Raw genomic sequence first — 19,009 nt, 5'->3', positions numbered from 1 at the left:
ATGACTGTCTTAGAGAGCATCGTATTAATTACTGCGCTAGCTGGTATTACTAGTGTATTAATCGCGGCTACCTTCTCCGTGGGGCTGCTCTCCAAGATGGTGAATAACATGGTGAGCTTGTCGGTTGGCATATTGCTCGCTACTGCACTACTGCATTCACTTCCTGAAGCTTTCAGCATGCCAGGCACCAGCCCACAATTATTATTTGCCACTTTATTGGCTGGCTTGCTTGGTTTCTTCTTGTTGGAAAAAATTGCTTTGCTACGTCATGATCATCACCATGAGGGCGATGGTCATCACCACCATCATGGCCACGATGCAGAAAATGCGGGGCGCAGTGGTTGGATGATTTTAGTCGGGGACGGCATACATAATTTTGTTGATGGTATTTTGATAGCCGCCGCATTTATGGCTGACTTTCAAGTGGGTATCTTCACGGCGATCGCGATCATTGCCCATGAGATTCCTCAGGAGATTGGCGACTTCATCGTTCTTTTGAATGCCGGTTTTTCACGTACACGGGCATTGCTCTATAACTTAATTAGTGGTTTATCGGCGGTAGTGGGCGGTGTTCTCGCTTACTTCTTTCTCGAGAGAGCACATGCTGCAATGCCCTATTTGCTGGTGATCGCTTCGAGTAGCTTTATCTATATTGCGGTCAGTGACTTGATTCCACAAATGCACCGACGCCCGCACTGGGCTGAGTCTTTACGTCAAACCATCTTGATTGCGTGCGGTGTTGGCTTTGTAATTTTGCTGTCTTTATTACATTAAAGCTCTACCGGTCTGCTTGAGTCTGCAGACCATTCGCTCCAACTGCCTGCGTATACGCGTGAGCCTTTTAGTCCAGCAATTTCCATCGCTAGTAGATTGTGGCAAGCAGTGACACCTGAGCCGCATTGATGAATCACTTCAGACGGTTTAATAGGCCCCAAGAATTCAACAAATTCTTTAAAGAGTTGTTCGGCTGGTTTAAATGCCGTTGCCGATAAATTGTCCTTGAAGAAATGATTGAGTGCGCCGGGAATATGTCCCCCCACTGGATCCAAAGTTTCGTTTTGACCATGAAAACGATCATTTGCGCGTGCGTCGATCACTACGTTCTTCTTCGTTTGTAGATTAGCGAGAACTTCATCTACAAGCACTAAGCCCACATAAGGCCTGGCTTCGATGGCCTGAGTCACAGGCTTGGGCTGACGAGGAACTGTGCCCATTGGACCGTTCCAGGAGTCAAGGCCACCATCTAAGACTTGTACGTTGGCATGTCCAGTAGACTTAAGCATCCACCACAGGCGACTTGCATAGACTGAACCTTGTTTGTCATAAGCCACCACTAAGGTATTGGGGGCAATACCTAAGCGGGTTTTGGTCTTGGCCCAGACTTCTGGGCTAGGAAGAGGGTGTCTACCATTGCTGCCGGTTTTGGGTCCAGATAAATCATGATCAAGGTCGACATAGATTGCGCCCGGAATATGACTCTCTTCATAAGATTTTTTACCAATGAGCGGATCGACTAGATCAAAGCGGCAATCACAGAGTAATACATTTTCTCCGCTATTGATGATTTCTTCTAACTGGTTTGCGGTAATTAGAGGAGTCATAGTACTTCCTTTATTTTGGATAGTGATGCGGAGGTATTACATGCTGTTTAAATTATGCGCCTTGCAAGTTCATTGCACGACGGTACCACTCGTGGAAGTGTTGCATACCATCTTCCATTGGGCTTTGATAAGGGCCCACTTCATTAATGCCACGTGCGTAGAGGGCTGCACGACCTTGGTCCATGCGCTCACCAATTTCATCATCTTCAATGCAGGTTTCCATATAGGCGGCACGCTCTGCCTCAACAAACTCACGCTCAAAAAGGGCAATTTCTTCTGGGTAATAGAACTCCACAATATTGCGAGTTTTATTTACGCCCATCGGATGCAAGGTGGAAACGCACAATACGCCTGGGTACCATTCGACCATCACATTAGGATAGTAAGTAAGCCAGATAGCTCCGTGGCGTGGGGCTTTGCCGTCGAACTGGCGAAGGACTGCCTCATGCCAATTGCGATAGGTTGGTGAGCCCGGTGTTTTTAAATCTTTATGAATGCCAACCGTTTGGACGCTATGCCAATCTCCGAATTCCCACTGTAAATCTTCGCAGGAAACAAACTTGCCAAGACCAGGATGAAATGGAACAACATGGTAATCCTCGAGATAAACCTCAATAAAAGTTTTCCAGTTGTAGTTGCACTCGTGCACTTCAACATGATCAAGAACATAACCATCAAATTTGAGATCGTCGGCAACACCCAAGTTCGCTAAATCAGTGCGAACATCGCGTGGACCTTCAAACAGTAAACCTTGCCAATTTTGCAAAGGGGACTTACCTAAATTGAGGCAGGGCTTGTCTTCAAAATGAGGGGCACCTAATAAATTGCCACCTAAGTCATAGGTCCAGCGATGCAAAGGACAAACAATATTGTCAGCTTTGCCACGACCATTGAGCATTAATGCTTGGCGATGACGGCAAACATTGGAAAGGAGTTCTACGCCAGATTCATTGCGAACGAGGATGCGACCTTCGTTTTCAGAGCTTAAGGTTTGGTATGAGCCCATTTCAGGCACCATCAGTTCATGGCCTACGTAGCCAGGGCCTTGCTTAAAAAGCAATTCAATTTCCCGCTGATACAGGTCAGCGTCAAAATATGCCGAAACCGGCAGCTGCAGATTGGACGGCGCAAGCTTCTGCGCGGTAGCCAGATTAGTCATTCTCCCCACCCCCGAAAACGTCAGCCGAAGCTAAGCGGAATAACCAATCCAACCATCGACGGATCGATATTGGAAAGGAAGGGATGGATTATACCCATTCAAGGGGTTTCTCGCTTTAATATGTAGGGCTATCCGTGTGGGAAATACCAAGGAAACTAGCTTATGCCAGCCAAGAAGTCAGAGAGTCAAAAACCCGGTCTTGAGATCACTATTGATCCAGATCTTCGCTATGAGCAGGCAGTGAGAGAGCTTGAAAAGCTGATTTCTGACATGGAATCTGGCAAATTTTCTTTAGAAGAGACTTTATTGGCTTATCAACGAGGTACTGCTTTGCTCAAACATTGCCAGGGTGTACTTGCTCAAGTTGAGCAGCAAGTTCGCGTATTCGAGGCTTAATTGAGCACTGTATTTCAATTTCAGGATTGGGTCATCGCTCATTCGCAGCGTGCTGAATCTGCTTTGGACCGTTTGCTAGATTCTGAAAAAACCATTCCCCATCGTTTGCATGAAGCGATGCGTTATGCGGCGCAAGGCGGAGGTAAACGTATTCGACCTTTATTGGTTTATGCGGCTGGCCAACTTGGTAATTCAATAAATGAACAAGCTGATCAAGAAAAAAATGCGGCCCTAGATGCAGCTGCAGTTGCCATTGAATGTATCCATGCCTACTCATTGGTGCACGATGATTTACCGTGCATGGATGATGATGATTTAAGACGCGGCCGACCTACAGTGCATAAGGCGTTTGATGAAGCGACTGCATTATTAGTGGGTGATGCCTTGCAAACTCGTGCATTTGAGATCTTGGCTAATGCGAAATGCGACGCGAATATCCGCTTAGCAATGATTAGCGCTTTGGCGGCAGCCTCTGGCTCACGTGGCATGGCAGGCGGACAAGCAATAGATCTGGAAAGCGTGGGTAAAAAACTCGATCTTGATGGCTTAAAGCAGATGCACGCTATGAAAACAGGTGCTCTGCTATCTTGTGCAACAGCTTTGGGTGGTATTGCTGCCGGTTTGTCTCCTGCGCAGATGACTCAGTTGCTGGTCTACTCAGAAGCGCTTGGCTTGGCATTTCAGGTGGTTGATGACGTATTAGATGCTACCGCTGATAGTCAAACCTTAGGTAAAACGGCCGGCAAGGACGCTGCGGCAAACAAGCCCACCTATGTGACCTTGATGGGTTTAGACTATGCACAGAAGCAGGCTAAAACATTGCAAGAAACTGCAAGTGCCAGCTTGAAAGAATTTGGCAGTAAATCCGCAGCCTTAAAAGATTTAGCCCTGCTGGTCGTCAATAGAGCTAAATAAGTACCTATAAGATTCAATGACTTTACATTCTATTAATTCACCCGATGATTTAAAAAAGCTGACTCGCGAAGAGCTCCCTGCTCTTGCGGATGAGCTGCGCCAATTTATCTTGGACTCCGTGTCTAAAACTGGCGGTCATTTGTCATCCAACTTGGGGACGGTTGAGTTATCCATTGCCTTGCACTATGTATTTGATACTCCGCGTGATCGCATTGTGTGGGACGTAGGGCATCAAAGTTATCCCCATAAAATTTTGACAGGTCGCCGTGATCAGATGCATACACTGCGTCAGTTCAAAGGCTTATCTGGTTTTCCGCATCGCTCTGAAAGTGAATTTGATGCGTTTGGTACTGGGCATTCATCCACGAGTATTTCTGCAGCGATGGGCATGGCGCGTGCTTTTCAAACCAAAGGCGAGCGACAAGTAGCAGTTGCCGTCATTGGTGATAGCGCCATGACAGGTGGTATGGCATTTGAAGCGATGAACAATGCTGGCGTTTATGACGACTTACCTCTAGTGGTGATTTTGAACGACAACGATATGTCGATCTCGCCAGCGGTTGGCGCGCTCAATCGTCACTTAGCGAGATTATTGAGTGGCAATATTTACTCTGCCACCAAAAAAGGAATTGATAGCGTATTGTCGATTGCGCCACCATTGCGTGAGTTCGCAAAGCGTTTAGAAGATCATGCCAAAGGCATGGTTTCACCATCAACGATTTTCCAAGAGTTTGGCTTTAACTATTTTGGCCCGATCGACGGCCATGATTTAGATGCCTTAATTCCGATGTTGCAAAACGTCCGACGGCTTGCTCTAGAGGGGCGCGGACCCCAGTTCTTGCACGTAGTGACCAAAAAAGGTCAGGGCTATGAATTGGCGGAAGCCGATCCTGTTCTCTATCACGGCCCAAGTAAGTTTGATCCTGAACAAGGCGTTAAAAAATCACTCACCAGTAAAAAGACCTTTACTCAAGTCTTTGGTGAATGGTTGTGCGATATGGCTCATGCAGATCCTCTGTTGGTGGGTATTACTCCAGCCATGCGCGAAGGTTCTGGCTTAGTCGATTTTGAAAAGAATTTTCCCAAGCGTTACTACGATGTGGGTATTGCTGAACAACATGCTGTGACATTTGCAGCGGGTATGGCCTGTGAAGGCATGAAGCCGGTAGTGGCGATTTATTCCACTTTCTTGCAACGTGCCTATGATCAATTGATTCATGATGTGGCATTGCAAGATTTGCCAGTCTTATTTGCGCTAGATCGTGCTGGTTTAGTTGGTGCGGATGGCGCTACTCATGCCGGCGCCTACGATATTCCATTCTTGCGTTGTATTCCGAATATGTTGGTGATGACTCCAGCTGACGAGGCAGAGTGCCGTGACTTGTTAACGACCGCCTTTCATCAGCCGCATCCCAGCGCAGTGCGCTACCCCCGCGGTTCTGGTGTAGGCACCATTCCTTCAACTGAGTTGCGTACCGTGCCATTAGGTAAAGGCGAGATTCGTCGTCAATCAACTGCGCCCTCAGGAGAACGGGTAGCAATTTTGGCATTTGGAACATTACTGTACTCAGCTTTAGAAGTGGCTGAGGGAATCAATGCAAGTGTTGCGAATATGCGCTTTGTAAAACCACTCGATGTAGATCTGATTAAATCCCTAGCGGCTGATCATGATTATTTTGTGACAGTTGAGGATGGTGCAATTCAGGGGGGTGCTGGTAGTGCGTGCTTAGAAGCACTTTCCGCGCTAGATATTCATAAACCCCTACTGCAGCTAGGTCTTCCAGATGTATTTGTCGAACATGGCGATTACCAGCTGCTGATGACCAAGTGTGGTCTCGATGTAGAGGGGATGACAAATTCCATAAAGCAACGTTTTCCAGCGATATTTAGCGCAAATTCAGTCGTTTCAGGCAAGTAAGCCCGTTTTGCTTGAAAATAGAGTCATGAATGACATGAACCCCGCCTTTTTAAAAGCCAGCGCAATGCCGGATGTGCAATCCTCTCGGGACGAGCGCGCACTGCCAATTGAGCAGGTAGGTATTCGTGGAGTACGTCATCCTTTAATGATTCGCAGCAATACTGGAAACTTCCCATCAGTAGGAAACTTTGAGATGGATGTGGCTTTGCCAGCGCATGTCAAAGGGACGCATATGTCTCGTTTCATGGCGTTGTTGCAAAAACAAGATGAAGCGATTGATAGCACTACTGTTGTAGCCCTTGTGCGCGACATGTTGCCTTTATTAGATGCAAAAGAAGGACACGTGCAATTTACTTATACGCATTTCGTGAAAAAAGCGGCGCCAGTTTCCGGCGTTGAAAGCTTGATGGATTACGAAGTGACCTGGATGGCAACTGCCAAGCAAAATGACGCAGGTAGTGTTGAAGTCGAATTGGGTTTGCGTGCGCAAGTTCCTGTAATGAGTCTATGTCCTTGCTCTAAAGAAATCTCTGAGTTTGGTGCTCACAATCAACGCTCACATGTCACGATGACAGTAGTGCTGGATACCCAAACTAAAATGACGGTAGAAGATTTGGTTTCTGCTGCTGAGAGAGAAGCCTCTAGTGAGTTATGGGGTCTATTGAAGCGCCCTGATGAGAAGTGGGTTACTGAGCGTTCTTACAGCAACCCTAAATTCGTAGAAGATTTAGTACGCGATGTCGCTGGACGCCTAAAGGCTGATACGCGTATTCAGTCATTTGTAGTGGATGCTGAGAACTTCGAGTCTATCCACAACCACAGCGCTTTCGCGCGCATCAGTCACAAAAAATAAGAAAACTAAAGTAAAAATAAAGTGTTGGTCTGAATTTATTTCAGATTATTGCTTTGCAAGTCCCAGCGGGGTTTGATATCAAAAGCACCCGATGTATTTGAGCCATTATTTTCAGCCAACATTCGTAGTGCGCCTGCAAATGCAATCATGACGCCGTTATCGGTGCAAAGTTCTAACGGTGGATAGTGCACCTCGAAACCATTGCGAGAAGCTTTCTCATTAAGTGCAGCGCGCAACTGTAAGTTAGCGCCAACGCCACCTGCCAATACCAAATGTTTGCAGCCAGTTTGCTTGAGTGCTTTTTCAGATTTACTGACTAATACAGCTACGATGGAATCTACAAAACTTCTGGCTAAGTCCGCATGAAATTGCGCGATCTCATCAGCACCAACAATATTTTTTTCTGTAAATTTTTTAGTTTGATTAAGCACTGCAGTCTTCAAGCCCGAAAAAGAAAAATCTAAATCACCAGAGTGCAACATCGGTTTTGGAAGATCAAAAATACCAGGCCGTCCTTTTTCTGCAAGCTTGGAAATGGCTGCCCCACCTGGGTAATCTAAGCCTAGTAACTTAGCCGTTTTATCAAACGCTTCGCCGGCTGCGTCATCCAAGGTTTCACCAAGTAGTTTGTATTGACCAATGCCTGAGACTTTCATGAGCTGGGTATGGCCACCAGAAACCAAAAGGGCAATAAAAGGAAATTGCGGGGCAGTTTGGCCTAAAAGCGGGGAAAGGAGGTGTCCTTCGAGGTGGTGAACCCCGATAGAAGGCAAGTTAAGGCCTTGAGCTAGGGATTTGGCAAAGGCGCTTCCTACCAGGAGGGCACCAGCCAGTCCAGGCCCCTGAGTGAAGGCCACAGCATCAATATCGCTTAATTTAAGCCCAGATTGGGCTAAGGACTCATCCAGAAGGGGTAAAACTCGGCGAATGTGATCCCGGGAGGCTAATTCAGGAACTACACCCCCGTAATCTCGGTGCATAGCGATCTGAGAGTGCAAACCTTGCCCCAGAATGCCCTGGAATGCAGGTTTGCCCTCTTCCCAGGGTATGGTGTTGTATAAAGCCACCCCAGTCTCGTCACAAGAAGTTTCTATTCCTAAAACAATCATTTTTTTGCTTTGTCGTGCTAGAATCGCAATTCAGTTAAATTTTTCGATATCTATCGAGCATATACGAGTTAAATAAGTATGACTACAGTCCGCCTCCGCGAAAACGAACCATTTGAAGTGGCATTGCGCCGTTTTAAGCGCACCATTGAAAAGAATGGCCTTTTGACAGACTTGCGTGCACGCGAGTTCTACGAGAAGCCAACGGCTGAGCGTAAGCGCAAGAAGGCCGCAGCTGCTAAGCGCCATTACAAGCGCATTCGCAGCCAAATGTTGCCTAAGAAGCTTTACTAATAGAATTTAAAAGCTCTCTTCACCGAGAAGCTTTAAACCCGCTGACGGTGAAACGCAGCGGGTTTTTGCTTTTTAATCGCCAGTAATCGTTCAATATTCAATACTAGGAAAATGCAATGAGTCTGAAAGATCAAATTACCGAAGATATGAAAAATGCAATGCGTGCAAAAGAAGTGGCACGTCTTGGCACGATTCGTTTGTTATTGGCCGCTATTAAACAGCGTGAGGTAGATGATCGTATTGTGCTCGATGATGCAGCTGTGATTGCAACGATTGAAAAAATGATCAAGCAACGTAAAGATTCTATTTCTCAGTTTGAAAAAGCAGGACGCGATGATTTGGTCGCAGTAGAAGCGGCGGAGATGGTTATTTTGCAAACTTACTTGCCAGAACAGATATCTGATGCGGAAGTAGAGGCAGCTGTGGCTGCAGCAGTGAGCTCTACCGGCGCAGCAGGCCCGCAGGATATGGGTAAAGTGATTGGTGCCCTTAAGTCACAGCTGGCTGGTAAAGCTGATATGGGAAAAGTCTCTGGCTTAGTAAAGGCCGCACTCGCAAAATAAGAGAACTCACCGCATACTCTTAGCCTAATGGCACTCATCCCGCAATCCTTCATTGCCGATCTTTTAAATCGGGTAGACATCGTTGATGTGGTTGGGCAGCACGTGAAGTTAAAAAAGGCAGGCGCAAACTATCAAGGTCTGTGCCCCTTTCATTCAGAAAAATCTCCTTCGTTTTCCGTATCACCAACAAAACAGTTTTATCACTGCTTTGGTTGTGGTGCGCATGGCTCTGCCATCAGTTTCATGATGGAGTATTCCGGTCTAGGGTATGTAGATTCGATTGAAGAGTTGGCGCGTTCTGCTGGTTTAGATGTTCCGCGGGAAGAGCGGGCTGCCAATGACGTAGCCCGCCAACAGCAAGCCATGGCCTTAAGTGAAGTTATGAGTTCTGCCGCAGATTGGTATCGCCAGCAACTCAAAGGCAATACTCGCGCAGTGGAGTACTTAAAAGGTCGCGGCCTTACTGGAGAAATTGCTAAGCGCTACTCATTAGGTTATGCCCCAGATGGTTGGCAAGGTCTTGAGGCCGTATTTGGTCCCTATAGCAATGATGAGGTGGCAAAGACCTTGGTGGAAGGTGGCTTAATCATTCAGGGTGAGCAGGCTGAAGGGGCTCCAGTAAAGCGCTACGATCGTTTTCGCGATCGAGTGATGTTCCCAATTCGTAATCCCAAGGGTCAAACCATTGGCTTTGGTGGACGCATTTTGGATCAGGGCGAGCCAAAGTATTTAAATTCTCCAGAGACCCCTTTGTTCTCTAAAGGCAACACTCTGTACGGTTTGTTTGAGGCAAGACAAGCGATACGCGCGCAAGAATATGTATTGGTGTGTGAAGGCTATATGGATGTGGTTGCTTTGGCCCAATTGGGATTTCCGAATGCCGTAGCAACCTTGGGTACAGCATGTACTGCAAACCATGTGCGGATGTTGTTACGTCAAACTGATCGCATCGTGTTTTCATTTGATGGCGACTCTGCCGGTCAACGCGCAGCGCAGCGCGCTCTTGAGGCTTGCTTGCCGCTCATGTCCGACGATAAAGAAATTCGTTTCTTATTCCTTCCGACTGAGCATGACCCCGATAGTTATGTGCGGGCGTACGGCGCACCAGCCTTTGAAAAAGTCATCAAAGAGGCGATGTCAATTTCTAGTTTCTTTTTCAAGATTGCTAGTGAAGGCCATGAGCTCACTACCCCAGAGGGTAGAGCCCATACGCATCACGCTGCTAAGCCTTTGCTCTTATCGATGCCACCGATTGCACTGCGCACACAAATATTGCGCGAGCTCGCCATTAGAACGAATACCACCCCTGCTGAATTAGAAGCATTTTGTGGTTTAACGGTAGTGCCAGCGCCAGTCCAAAAACAAGCGTATCAACCGACCCAAGCCCGTTCACAAAATAATTTTTCCAATACGGGAAATAGACAGGGTGCACCATGGCAAGCATCTAAAGGTTCAGCAAAACGGGTTGCACAAAATATTGAGCCTCCTAAAGCGCCGACTGATTTAGCAGAACAAATGTTGCGTGTCTTGATACAGTTTCCGCATTTAGGAAAAGCATTGGATGGCAATAAACGCACGCTCGCCTTGAAGGCAGCAGAGCAACGCTCTACTAAAGCGCATGCCCTAATGCAAGATCTTTTATCGCAATGTGATTTAGTGGAGTTGGTACCTGGTGATGCTGGTAAGCCGGCCAGTGTTGGCGCAGGTTCATTTGCAATGTTCCAGGATCAACTGTCTCGTAGCGAGCTCGCACCTTTGTATGAAGTACTCAGAAAACGGGTGATGGACTCAGATTTGGATCTAGATGGAGCGGTGGCGGATCTGGATGGGGCCTTCAAAAAACTGGAACTGACTCATCTCAAGCAGGAAATGACAGAAATCACCCAGCGACTCTCTGGCGGGACTGCAACCGAGCAAGATCGGGCGCGTTACCGTGAATTAGGCGAAAAGCTGAAATTCTCTTAAGAATTATCTGAAATACCCCTAGAAATCCCCTAAAAACACCCCATATTTTTAGGTAAGTCAGGGGTAAAAAAGTCGCAATCGACTATAATCCTCTGTTCCCAAGAAAAAACCGATTTAATTCAGCCACTTGCGCTTTATTTTGAAGAAATTTGGGGTAAGTGGACAACGGGGCTGTGCTTAATCAGTCGAGACCAATAACAGTAATGTGAGTAAGTGCTAATAAATGCCTAATATCAAATCTAAAAAACCAGTCAAACCGACTAAAGTCGCTGCTAAGCCAGTAGCAAAAGCAAAGACTCCAGCAAAACCAGCACCAAAAGCGAAGACTCCTGCTAAACCAGTAGTTAAGGCAAAAGCTCCAGTCAAGCCTGCTAAAGCACCTGCTAAGCCAGTAGTAAAAGCAAAGGCTCCAGCAAAACCAGCACCAAAAGCAAAAACTCCGGTTAAGCCAGTGAAGGCAGCTGCAAAGCCAGCAGCAAAAGCACCTGCTAAGCCGGCAGTAAAAGCAAAGGCTCCAGCAAAACCAGTGAAAGCTGTTGTAAAGCCAGCAGCAAAAGTACCTGCTAAGCCAGTGAAGGCTGCTGCAAAACCAGTAGCCAAAGTTCCTGCTAAGGCAGTAAAACCTGAGGTAAAAGTAGAGCCTGCTAAAAAGGGCAAAGTAGCTGTAGCGCCTAAGGTGGAAAAAGTAGAAGTTGTTAAAGAGCTAAAAGGTAAAAAAGCAAACGAAGTTGAGGTGCTTGTAGAGGTTGTTGAGGAAGAAAAGACACGTGGTCGCAAGGCTAAGGCTGATGCACCTGCTGAAAATGCAGAGCCCGTTTTAACTGACCGTCAAAAAGCCCGTGAGCGTAAAGCAAAAGAAAAGGCGCTCTTAAAAGAATTCGCAGCACAACAGTTGGGTACTGAAGAGCAACAAGAGTTACGTCGTGCTCGCTTGAAGACTTTGATCAAGATGGGTATGTCCAAGGGTTACTTGACCCATGGTGAGATGAATGACGTAATGTCTGACGAGTTATCTGATGCAGATGCATTAGAAACTTTGATCAGCTTGCTCAATGACATTGGCATTACTGTTTACGAACAAGCACCTGATGCTGAAACCTTAATTCTGTCAGACAATACAGAAGCTGCAGCTTCCGAAGAGGAGGCTGAAGAAAAGGCTGAAGCAGCTCTCTCCACCGTGGACTCAGAGTTTGGCCGCACAACTGATCCAGTGCGTATGTATATGCGCGAGATGGGTACGGTTGATTTGTTGACTCGCGAAGGCGAGATCGTCATCGCAAAAAAGATTGAAGCTGGTCTAAAAGACATGGTAATGGCATTAGCTGCATGCCCTGTCACGATTGCAGAAATTATGAGCAACGTAGACAAGATCGCCAGTGGTGAAATGGAAATCGATCAATTTGTTGATGGTTTAGTTGATCCAAATGCTGAAGATATTAAATTAGGGCCTGAAGAACCTGAAGTTGACCCAGATGCAGAAGAGGGTGACGAAGAGGGCGGAGAAGATGAAGGCGGCGGTGGCGGCGGTGCTGCAACAGCTAACGCAAAACAATTAGAAGAACTCAAACAAATCTCCTTAGAGAAGTTTGCAATCGTTCGTGCGCAAGCTGAAAAGATGCGTCGTGCGTTTGATAAAGAGGGATATAACTGCCCTGCATACATTAAAGCGCAAGAAGCGATTCGTGCTGAGTTACTCGGCTTCCGCTTAACGGCAAAGAGTGTTGAAAAGTTATGCGACACCATGCGCTCCCAAGTTGACCAAGTATGGAAGCTTGAGCGTGGCATTGTGAACTTGCTCGTAGACAAAGTCGGCGTGAACCGTGGTGAAGTATTAAAAGACTTTCCTAAGATGTCCATGAATTTAACTTGGACTGAAAAGTTACTCAAAGAGAACAAGCCTTATAGCGCTCTCTTGCAACGTAACGTTCCTGCAATTCAAGAACTCCAGCAGAAATTGATTGATATTCAGACTCGCGTGGTGATTCCACTTCCAGAGTTGAAAGAAGTAAATAAGCAGATGATCGCTGGCGAGAAGCGTGCCCGTGAAGCGAAGCGTGAAATGACTGTAGCCAACTTACGTTTGGTGATCTCTATTGCTAAGAAATACACAAACCGTGGTTTGCAGTTCTTGGATTTGATCCAAGAGGGCAATATCGGCTTGATGAAAGCGGTAGATAAGTTTGAATACCGTCGTGGTTATAAGTTCTCAACCTATGCAACTTGGTGGATTCGTCAGGCAATTACCCGTTCGATTGCTGACCAAGCACGTACGATTCGTATTCCTGTTCATATGATTGAGACAATCAACAAAATGAACCGTATCAGCCGTCAAATCTTGCAGGAAACTGGTCATGAGCCAGATGCTGCAACTTTGGCGCTCAAGATGGAGATTCCTGAAGACAAGATTCGTAAGATTATGAAGATTGCTAAAGAGCCTATCTCTATGGAGACTCCAATCGGTGACGATGAAGATTCTCATTTAGGCGACTTCATTGAAGACGGCAATACATTGGCTCCAGCAGAAGCTGCGTTACATGACTCTATGCGCGATGTAGTGAAAGACGTTCTCGATTCGTTAACACCACGTGAAGCAAAAGTATTGCGTATGCGCTTCGGTGTTGAGATGAGCACTGATCACACTCTCGAAGAAGTAGGTAAGCAGTTCGACGTTACTCGTGAGCGTATTCGTCAGATTGAAGCCAAGGCTCTGAGAAAAATGCGTCATCCAAGCCGTAGCGACAAACTCAAGACCTTCCTCGAAGAGGATTGATCCAAAGACTAACGGGCCTATAGCTCAGTTGGTTAGAGCAGAGGACTCATAATCTAATTAAGTTTTTTGATTTATTAAAATTACTTAATTAAATCAAGCATTTAAGTGTAGTAAAAGTAGTAAAAATTGCTTCTACAGTGCTTCTACACTTTTTAGACCTAATTACTGGCCTAGTGAGTGCAGGAGTACTAGAGCAAGTAATGTGAAGTTTTAGGGCCTATAGCTCAGTTGGTTAGAGCAGAGGACTCATAGCGTAAGTTGTGCCTTGCACGTGGAAACTGTGTAAGGGATGGTGTCAAATTCGGAGAAACCTAAAGACGTTTAAACGAATTGTTGTATTTGCAGTCGAATACACAAATCGTTTTAAACGAATATGGCAACGCCGAGCGAAGCTTCAATGCGAAAGTATTGTTGAACGTGTAGAGACTAGACGGCACCCATCTAAGTTCAGATGTTAAGTTTGAATATGATGAAGGCATAGTCCAGGGAGTAGTGAAAGCTACACAAACCGGAATCCTTTGGTCCCAGGTTCAAGTCCTGGTGGGCCCACCAGAAAAGCAAACCCTCATCAGCAATGGTGGGGGTTTTGTTTTTTAATTGGATAATAAAAAAATGAATATGCAGACAGACCTTCTTCAGCAAATGGAAAGATTTCCATTGAGATTTTGTAAGCCAATTTATTTTGGGTTGACCCCCGGAAAAGATGCAGGAGTATCGATTAATAATGGCACGTCTACTTTATTGCAATATCAAAATAAATTTTTAGCTTTGACGTGTCATCATGTTTTTAAGCACTATAGGAAGAGATTGAGAGAGGAGAGGGAAATATTTTTCTCAATATCAAATGTCCATTTTGATCCTGAAAAGCAGTTGATATATGAAGATGAGGCCTTGGATGTGGTTGCTTTTGAATTGACCGAAGAGCAGGCCTCCATGGTTTCAGAGGGGAGTATTGGTATTGGTGAAGCATTTTTCCGCATCCATGACGGTGATTTAGCAATTGTCAAAAATAATGATTTTGTTGCATACAGTGGATTCCCTGGTGATTTACGTAGACTTGATTCTTATGCGGAAATTAATTTTGGGTCTTATAGCAGTGGGGCGTGCCGCGTGTCTGATATCTATTCAGATTACATTTGCTGTGAGTTTGAAAGAGAGCACTGGATATCAAGCTCTTATGAGCTAGAACCAAACTGTTTAGGCGGGATTAGTGGAGGCCCCGCTTTTTTAATCTGTAGAACCCCAGAAAATATCCAATACTATAAATTTGCTGGCGTAATTTACAAAATGCATGAGTCTACAGAGAGTTTATATATTAGGGCTGCTACTTCATTTCCATTTTTGAAAAATTGAACTTAATTTAGGGGTTGACAGCCCATTTGCTTGATCTAATGGGCTGTGCATTTGAAGTTGGTACGGATTTGATGTCGAGCATATTTTTTATGGAAATTAGAATAAACTTAAGTCACAAAGAGTGGAAATATAAAAATGAAACTTACTAATATTGACATAAAAAACTATAGAAGTATTGATACATTGTCTCTCTCAGTGAGGGACGGCGTGACAAGTGTATTTGTTGGCATGAATGAGTCTGGAAAATCAAATATATTGAAGGCCATCAATTTGCTGGCAAGCAATTCGAAAATATCTAGAAAAGATTGTCGAATGAGCGCAGATCCAGACCAAATAATAGATGAATCATTCGTCAAATTTATATTTCAAATGAATGAAGATGAAATTAATGAAGCATATAAAAAATTAAAATTAAATGTTATTGAGCCGACTTCGGGGAAGTTGATAGTTTCGCTGGGAGATAAGCAAGAATTGTCTTTGCAAGACTTTTTTAATGCAAAAGGTAGACTGCAATATAAGGCAAATATCATTTCCGAGGAGAAGACTCTGCAGTATTTTCAGCTCCCTAAAACAGCAAAAATAATAGGGGAGTGGGGGTATATAGAAAAAAGTGAAATTAATGGGGAGTCCAAGCTCAAAAAAATAGACGATGGCGTTGAAGTTCAGGCAAGTACCGTTGACCTTGTTGAATTAAATTCGATAGAAAATAGATCCGATGCCTGGATTAAGCCTTTAACTCCAGAGAAGTTAAACATAATTGTTGGTGGGGCAATCATTGCTTTGGCTAAAGATTTGTTGCCAGAATCATTGTTGTGGAACTTCGACCCAACTAACATATTGCCAAGTGAAATCGATATTGATGCATTTTCTAAAAACCCTGACAGTTGTGCGCCATTAAAGAGTATTTTCATGTTGGCAGGAATTTCTGATTTAGAGAAAGATCTTCTTGGAGAAAAAATTCTTGGTCAACATCAATTTAAAGCTGTGTTAAAAAAAGTATCATCGGCGGCCACTCAATATCTTAAGAATATATGGCGTGATTACAAAGATGTGAGATTGGAAATTACTCCGAATGGATCTTTAATGACTATATCGGTTGTTGATGATGTAACCGACTTCAGTTTTCAGGATAGGAGCGATGGATTTAAGCGATTTGTTTCACTATTGCTTTTGATTTCTGCAAAAGTAAAAAATGGTGAAATGAAAGACATGGTTCTCCTATTTGATGAGCCAGAAATTAGCCTTCATCCAAGTGGTATTAAAAATCTAAGAGATGAGCTTCTTAGGATGGCTCAAACAAATGCTGTTTTTATAGCGACGCATTCTCCTTATATGATTAATAAAAAAGATTACGATGCAAATTTTGTTGTGAAGAAAGCATCGGAAATTACAAAGGTGTATCAAGGGAGTGAGGAGTCTAGGCTTTATGAGGATGAAGTTTTATATAGCGCACTAGGAGCTTCTATTTTTGAAGTAATTTCCGAAAAAAATATTCTATTTGAGGGTTGGCAGGATAAAAGAATATTTGATCTATACATAAGCGGCCAAAGTAAAGCCATTCGAGACAAATTTAGTCGTGTTGGATCTTGTTTTTCACAGGGCGTTAAGTTGATAAAGAATTTGACTCCTATGTTCCAGGTTGCAAATAGAGAGCTCCTGATCCTTAGTGACTCAGATAAGACTGCCCTGCAATACAGAGATGAACATAATAAGTTTCATGGGCATGGCGAGTGGATAACTTATGCCGATATTTTTGGTAATCCTGAATATCAGATCCCTGAAACTATTGAAGATTTTTATTCTGATGAATATTTTCTTCAAAAAATTTCTGAAAATGCCGTTGAGCTTGGCATAAAGGTGAATCTAGCGGATATAACCTTTCCTGAGGTCGGTAAATTAAATTTTCTTAAGAGCATATTGCACAAACAGGGCATTGAAAGGGATCTCATCAACCCTTTCATTGATTCATATAAATTAAAACTCGTTAATGATTGTGAGTTGAAAAATATTTCTGAAAAGTACAAAAACGTCGTAGATTTTATTAAGTCAAAAATTTCTTGAAATAGACAAGCGAATGAATCAGGACGAAATCAAAGATTTTATTGATAGACAGTCGGCCATTGCCCAAGAAAATTCTCGCATTCGTAAGCTTGTTAAAGGGTATAAGAAATCTACTCCAAAAGTAAATCCTATTTGGGATCATTCTCATGAGTCAATAAGTTATAACGATTTATCCAAGGAAGTTTTGAGTGCTGGACTAGTGATTTTGAGTGCGAACTTTAGTGATGTCTGGAGTGCTTTACATAGACCCGAGGTTTACGAAGCTACTACTTTATGGAAGTCTGGGGCGCAAGGACATAACCCCGCAAATATTGCAAAAGTAATTGAATGCTGGGCGCAAGAAATCAAGTTGTCACCTATTTTTTTGTGCCCCCATGAAAATGGCCTTGCCCTTGTATGCGACGGCAAGCATAGGTTGACGGTGGCTAGGTATATGGGGGCGGAGATCATATCGCTTATGGTTTGTGCCGACAACCTGGCATGGTTTCAGAAATTAATCCCTAATGCCCATTTAGTTTTAAATATCAATTGATTTGCTTCTACAAAATCCGTTGACGTAAACGTTATAAAAATTTAAAGTGTTGTGATGCCTGAAAAGCTCGACAGCACTTACGAAATCTACCCGCGCGAACTGATTCTATACAAGCGCCCATCAAGTACTGTTTGGCAGTGTCGTTATAAGGTAGATGGCAAGTGGCTAATCGCCTCTACTAAATTGCGTGATCAAGCCAAAGCGATTGAAAAAGCAAAAGATCTCAAGCGCATCGCTGAGCTTAAAAAAGAAGCCAATCTTCCTGTTGTCACCAAGAAATTTAGAGATATCGCTCGCTTAACTAAGCAGCGCATGGATGACAAAGCTAAAAAGGGTGAGGCTCCCGTTTCCTACAATGTATACAAACGCATCATTGATGATTTCTTAATCCCTTGCTTGGGCAACAAGAACATCGACAAGATTGATTACGCAGCACTCAAGCAATATGAGCTTGATCGTGCTGAGCTAATGGGTAAAGAGCCTGCCTACAGCACAGTACGAAAACATAACGTTACCCTGAACTACATCTTTGAAGAGGCCATTATTCGTGGCTTTATGACCAGAGCCATGAAGCCCGAGCTAGAGACCACAGGGCGCAAGGGTGAAAACTACGCAACCTTTAGCATTAAAGAGGTTAATGCCATTTTGGCCAACTTCCCAGCGTGGATTTTGCGAGGTAGATCTGAAGCCAAGCGTGAGCAGCGTGAACTCCTTTATGACTATGTCCGCATCTTGATTGATACAGGGGCTAGGCCAGGTAAAGAGCTGCTGAATTTGCAATGGAAAAACATCAAGTACAAGACCAAGATTGTGGATATGCAGCCCCAAGAGACCAATGCAGAAGGTTTCTTGGCTGAAGATGAATCATCCCAAAAGCCCATTGAAGAATATGACGAAGAGGGCAATCTCATTGAGCAAATTGAGTGGCAGCCTACGGTGACCTTATCGGTATATGGCAAGACCAAGGATCGGGACGCCAATGGCTTTGATGAAACCTTCAAGGTGCTAAAAGAGATCGTGGCTCGTAATTACCCAGATGGTAAAACCACCTTGAAGAAGCTGACTGAGAGCAATGATCCCGGTTATGTCTTTAGAACCCGCAGTGGTGGCAAGCTGGGTACATCGCACCATATGTTTGATCGCTTTTTGGATGAACATAATTTGCTGCGTGATCCCAATAGCGGTAAGAAGAGGGTCTTCTATAGCTTCCGTAGTGCCCATACCACCACAGTACTTAATATGGATGGGGTGCCGCTACGAGACATTGCTTTGCAGTTGGGTAATTCACCTGGGATTATTGCCAAGCACTATGACAGGGCTACGGGTGAGGCGATTGCTGAAAATGTACGGGCACCTAAAGCACGAGGGGCGCTGTTTAATAAGATTGAAGTGCCCGAGGTATATCAATCTAAAAAACTTAAGCAGCAGCAAGAAGCTCTCAAGAAGAAGAAATCTTGAGCATCTAATTTCGCATAGTCTCTGTCGTGCCGGTAGCGCACTTTTTTGCGTTATATAGATCCCCA

General features: G+C 44.5%; 16 protein-coding genes. 13 read left to right on the top strand and 3 right to left on the bottom strand.

What is annotated here, in order from left to right; all coding sequences use genetic code 11:
- Nucleotides 1–774 (top strand): ZIP family metal transporter, encoded by a 774-nt coding sequence (locus tag PNUC_RS08890; RefSeq protein WP_011903545.1) that lies wholly within the window; start codon nucleotides 1–3, stop codon nucleotides 772–774.
- On the opposite strand, the gene PNUC_RS08885 is transcribed toward PNUC_RS08890, so the two are convergent.
- Together PNUC_RS08885 and PNUC_RS08880 are read right to left on the bottom strand one after the other, a co-directional pair.
- Nucleotides 771–1,601: a sulfurtransferase gene (locus PNUC_RS08885; protein ID WP_011903544.1), complete on the bottom strand. Its 831-nt coding sequence runs from the start codon at nucleotides 1,599–1,601 to the stop codon at nucleotides 771–773. The genes PNUC_RS08890 and PNUC_RS08885 overlap by 4 nt on opposite strands.
- A gap of 52 nt (nucleotides 1,602–1,653) precedes the next feature.
- Nucleotides 1,654–2,760 carry an aromatic ring-hydroxylating oxygenase subunit alpha gene (locus PNUC_RS08880; RefSeq protein WP_011903543.1) on the bottom strand — a complete coding sequence of 369 codons (1,107 nt, stop codon included), beginning with the start codon at nucleotides 2,758–2,760 and terminating at the stop codon, nucleotides 1,654–1,656.
- A gap of 162 nt (nucleotides 2,761–2,922) precedes the next feature.
- Here PNUC_RS08880 and xseB point away from each other — a divergent pair, with 162 nt between their 5' ends.
- From xseB to folE2, 4 genes are read left to right on the top strand one after another with little or no spacing between them, the layout of a single operon-like run.
- A complete protein-coding gene (gene xseB, locus PNUC_RS08875) occupies nucleotides 2,923–3,156 on the top strand; it encodes an exodeoxyribonuclease VII small subunit (RefSeq protein ID WP_011903542.1) in 234 nt (77 codons plus the stop codon).
- Nucleotides 3,157–4,071 carry a polyprenyl synthetase family protein gene (locus PNUC_RS08870; protein ID WP_011903541.1) on the top strand — a complete coding sequence of 305 codons (915 nt, stop codon included), beginning with the start codon at nucleotides 3,157–3,159 and terminating at the stop codon, nucleotides 4,069–4,071.
- 16 nt (nucleotides 4,072–4,087) lie between these two features.
- The gene (gene dxs, locus PNUC_RS08865) at nucleotides 4,088–5,989 is read left to right on the top strand and encodes a 1-deoxy-D-xylulose-5-phosphate synthase (RefSeq protein ID WP_011903540.1); all 1,902 of its coding nucleotides are present in this window, start codon (nucleotides 4,088–4,090) and stop codon (nucleotides 5,987–5,989) included.
- 25 nt (nucleotides 5,990–6,014) lie between these two features.
- Nucleotides 6,015–6,842, top strand: a complete 828-nt coding sequence (gene folE2, locus PNUC_RS08860) for a GTP cyclohydrolase FolE2 (protein ID WP_011903539.1) — start codon at nucleotides 6,015–6,017, stop codon at nucleotides 6,840–6,842.
- 35 nt (nucleotides 6,843–6,877) lie between these two features.
- Here folE2 and tsaD read toward each other — a convergent pair whose 3' ends face one another.
- The gene (tsaD, locus tag PNUC_RS08855) at nucleotides 6,878–7,951 is read right to left on the bottom strand and encodes a tRNA (adenosine(37)-N6)-threonylcarbamoyltransferase complex transferase subunit TsaD (protein ID WP_011903538.1); all 1,074 of its coding nucleotides are present in this window, start codon (nucleotides 7,949–7,951) and stop codon (nucleotides 6,878–6,880) included.
- A 78-nt stretch (nucleotides 7,952–8,029) separates the two neighbouring features.
- Here tsaD and rpsU point away from each other — a divergent pair, with 78 nt between their 5' ends.
- The 8 genes from rpsU to PNUC_RS08810 all read left to right on the top strand — a co-directional run bounded on the left by rpsU (nucleotide 8,030) and on the right by PNUC_RS08810 (nucleotide 18,944).
- A complete protein-coding gene (rpsU, locus tag PNUC_RS08850) occupies nucleotides 8,030–8,242 on the top strand; it encodes a 30S ribosomal protein S21 (RefSeq protein WP_011903537.1) in 213 nt (70 codons plus the stop codon).
- Between the two features lie 116 nt (nucleotides 8,243–8,358).
- Nucleotides 8,359–8,805 carry a GatB/YqeY domain-containing protein gene (locus PNUC_RS08845; RefSeq protein ID WP_011903536.1) on the top strand — a complete coding sequence of 149 codons (447 nt, stop codon included), beginning with the start codon at nucleotides 8,359–8,361 and terminating at the stop codon, nucleotides 8,803–8,805.
- Between the two features lie 27 nt (nucleotides 8,806–8,832).
- Complete coding sequence (dnaG, locus tag PNUC_RS08840; RefSeq protein WP_011903535.1) at nucleotides 8,833–10,770, top strand: DNA primase; 1,938 nt, start codon at nucleotides 8,833–8,835, stop codon at nucleotides 10,768–10,770.
- 223 nt (nucleotides 10,771–10,993) lie between these two features.
- Nucleotides 10,994–13,540 (top strand): RNA polymerase sigma factor RpoD, encoded by a 2,547-nt coding sequence (gene rpoD, locus PNUC_RS08830; RefSeq protein ID WP_080512739.1) that lies wholly within the window; start codon nucleotides 10,994–10,996, stop codon nucleotides 13,538–13,540.
- 597 nt (nucleotides 13,541–14,137) lie between these two features.
- Nucleotides 14,138–14,893 (top strand): hypothetical protein, encoded by a 756-nt coding sequence (locus tag PNUC_RS08825; protein ID WP_143070228.1) that lies wholly within the window; start codon nucleotides 14,138–14,140, stop codon nucleotides 14,891–14,893.
- A gap of 135 nt (nucleotides 14,894–15,028) precedes the next feature.
- The gene (locus PNUC_RS08820) at nucleotides 15,029–16,954 is read left to right on the top strand and encodes an AAA family ATPase (RefSeq protein WP_011903532.1); all 1,926 of its coding nucleotides are present in this window, start codon (nucleotides 15,029–15,031) and stop codon (nucleotides 16,952–16,954) included.
- A 13-nt stretch (nucleotides 16,955–16,967) separates the two neighbouring features.
- Complete coding sequence (locus tag PNUC_RS08815) at nucleotides 16,968–17,486, top strand: hypothetical protein (protein ID WP_011903531.1); 519 nt, start codon at nucleotides 16,968–16,970, stop codon at nucleotides 17,484–17,486.
- Nucleotides 17,487–17,540: 54 nt separating this feature from the next.
- Nucleotides 17,541–18,944: a tyrosine-type recombinase/integrase gene (locus PNUC_RS08810; protein WP_011903530.1), complete on the top strand. Its 1,404-nt coding sequence runs from the start codon at nucleotides 17,541–17,543 to the stop codon at nucleotides 18,942–18,944.
- Nucleotides 18,945–19,009: the final 65 nt, after the last annotated feature.

It is taken from the genome of Polynucleobacter asymbioticus QLW-P1DMWA-1, from assembly GCF_000016345.1.
In the GTDB taxonomy this organism is placed as follows: domain Bacteria; phylum Pseudomonadota; class Gammaproteobacteria; order Burkholderiales; family Burkholderiaceae; genus Polynucleobacter; species Polynucleobacter asymbioticus.
This window is presented reverse-complemented; position numbering and strand designations above follow the sequence as displayed.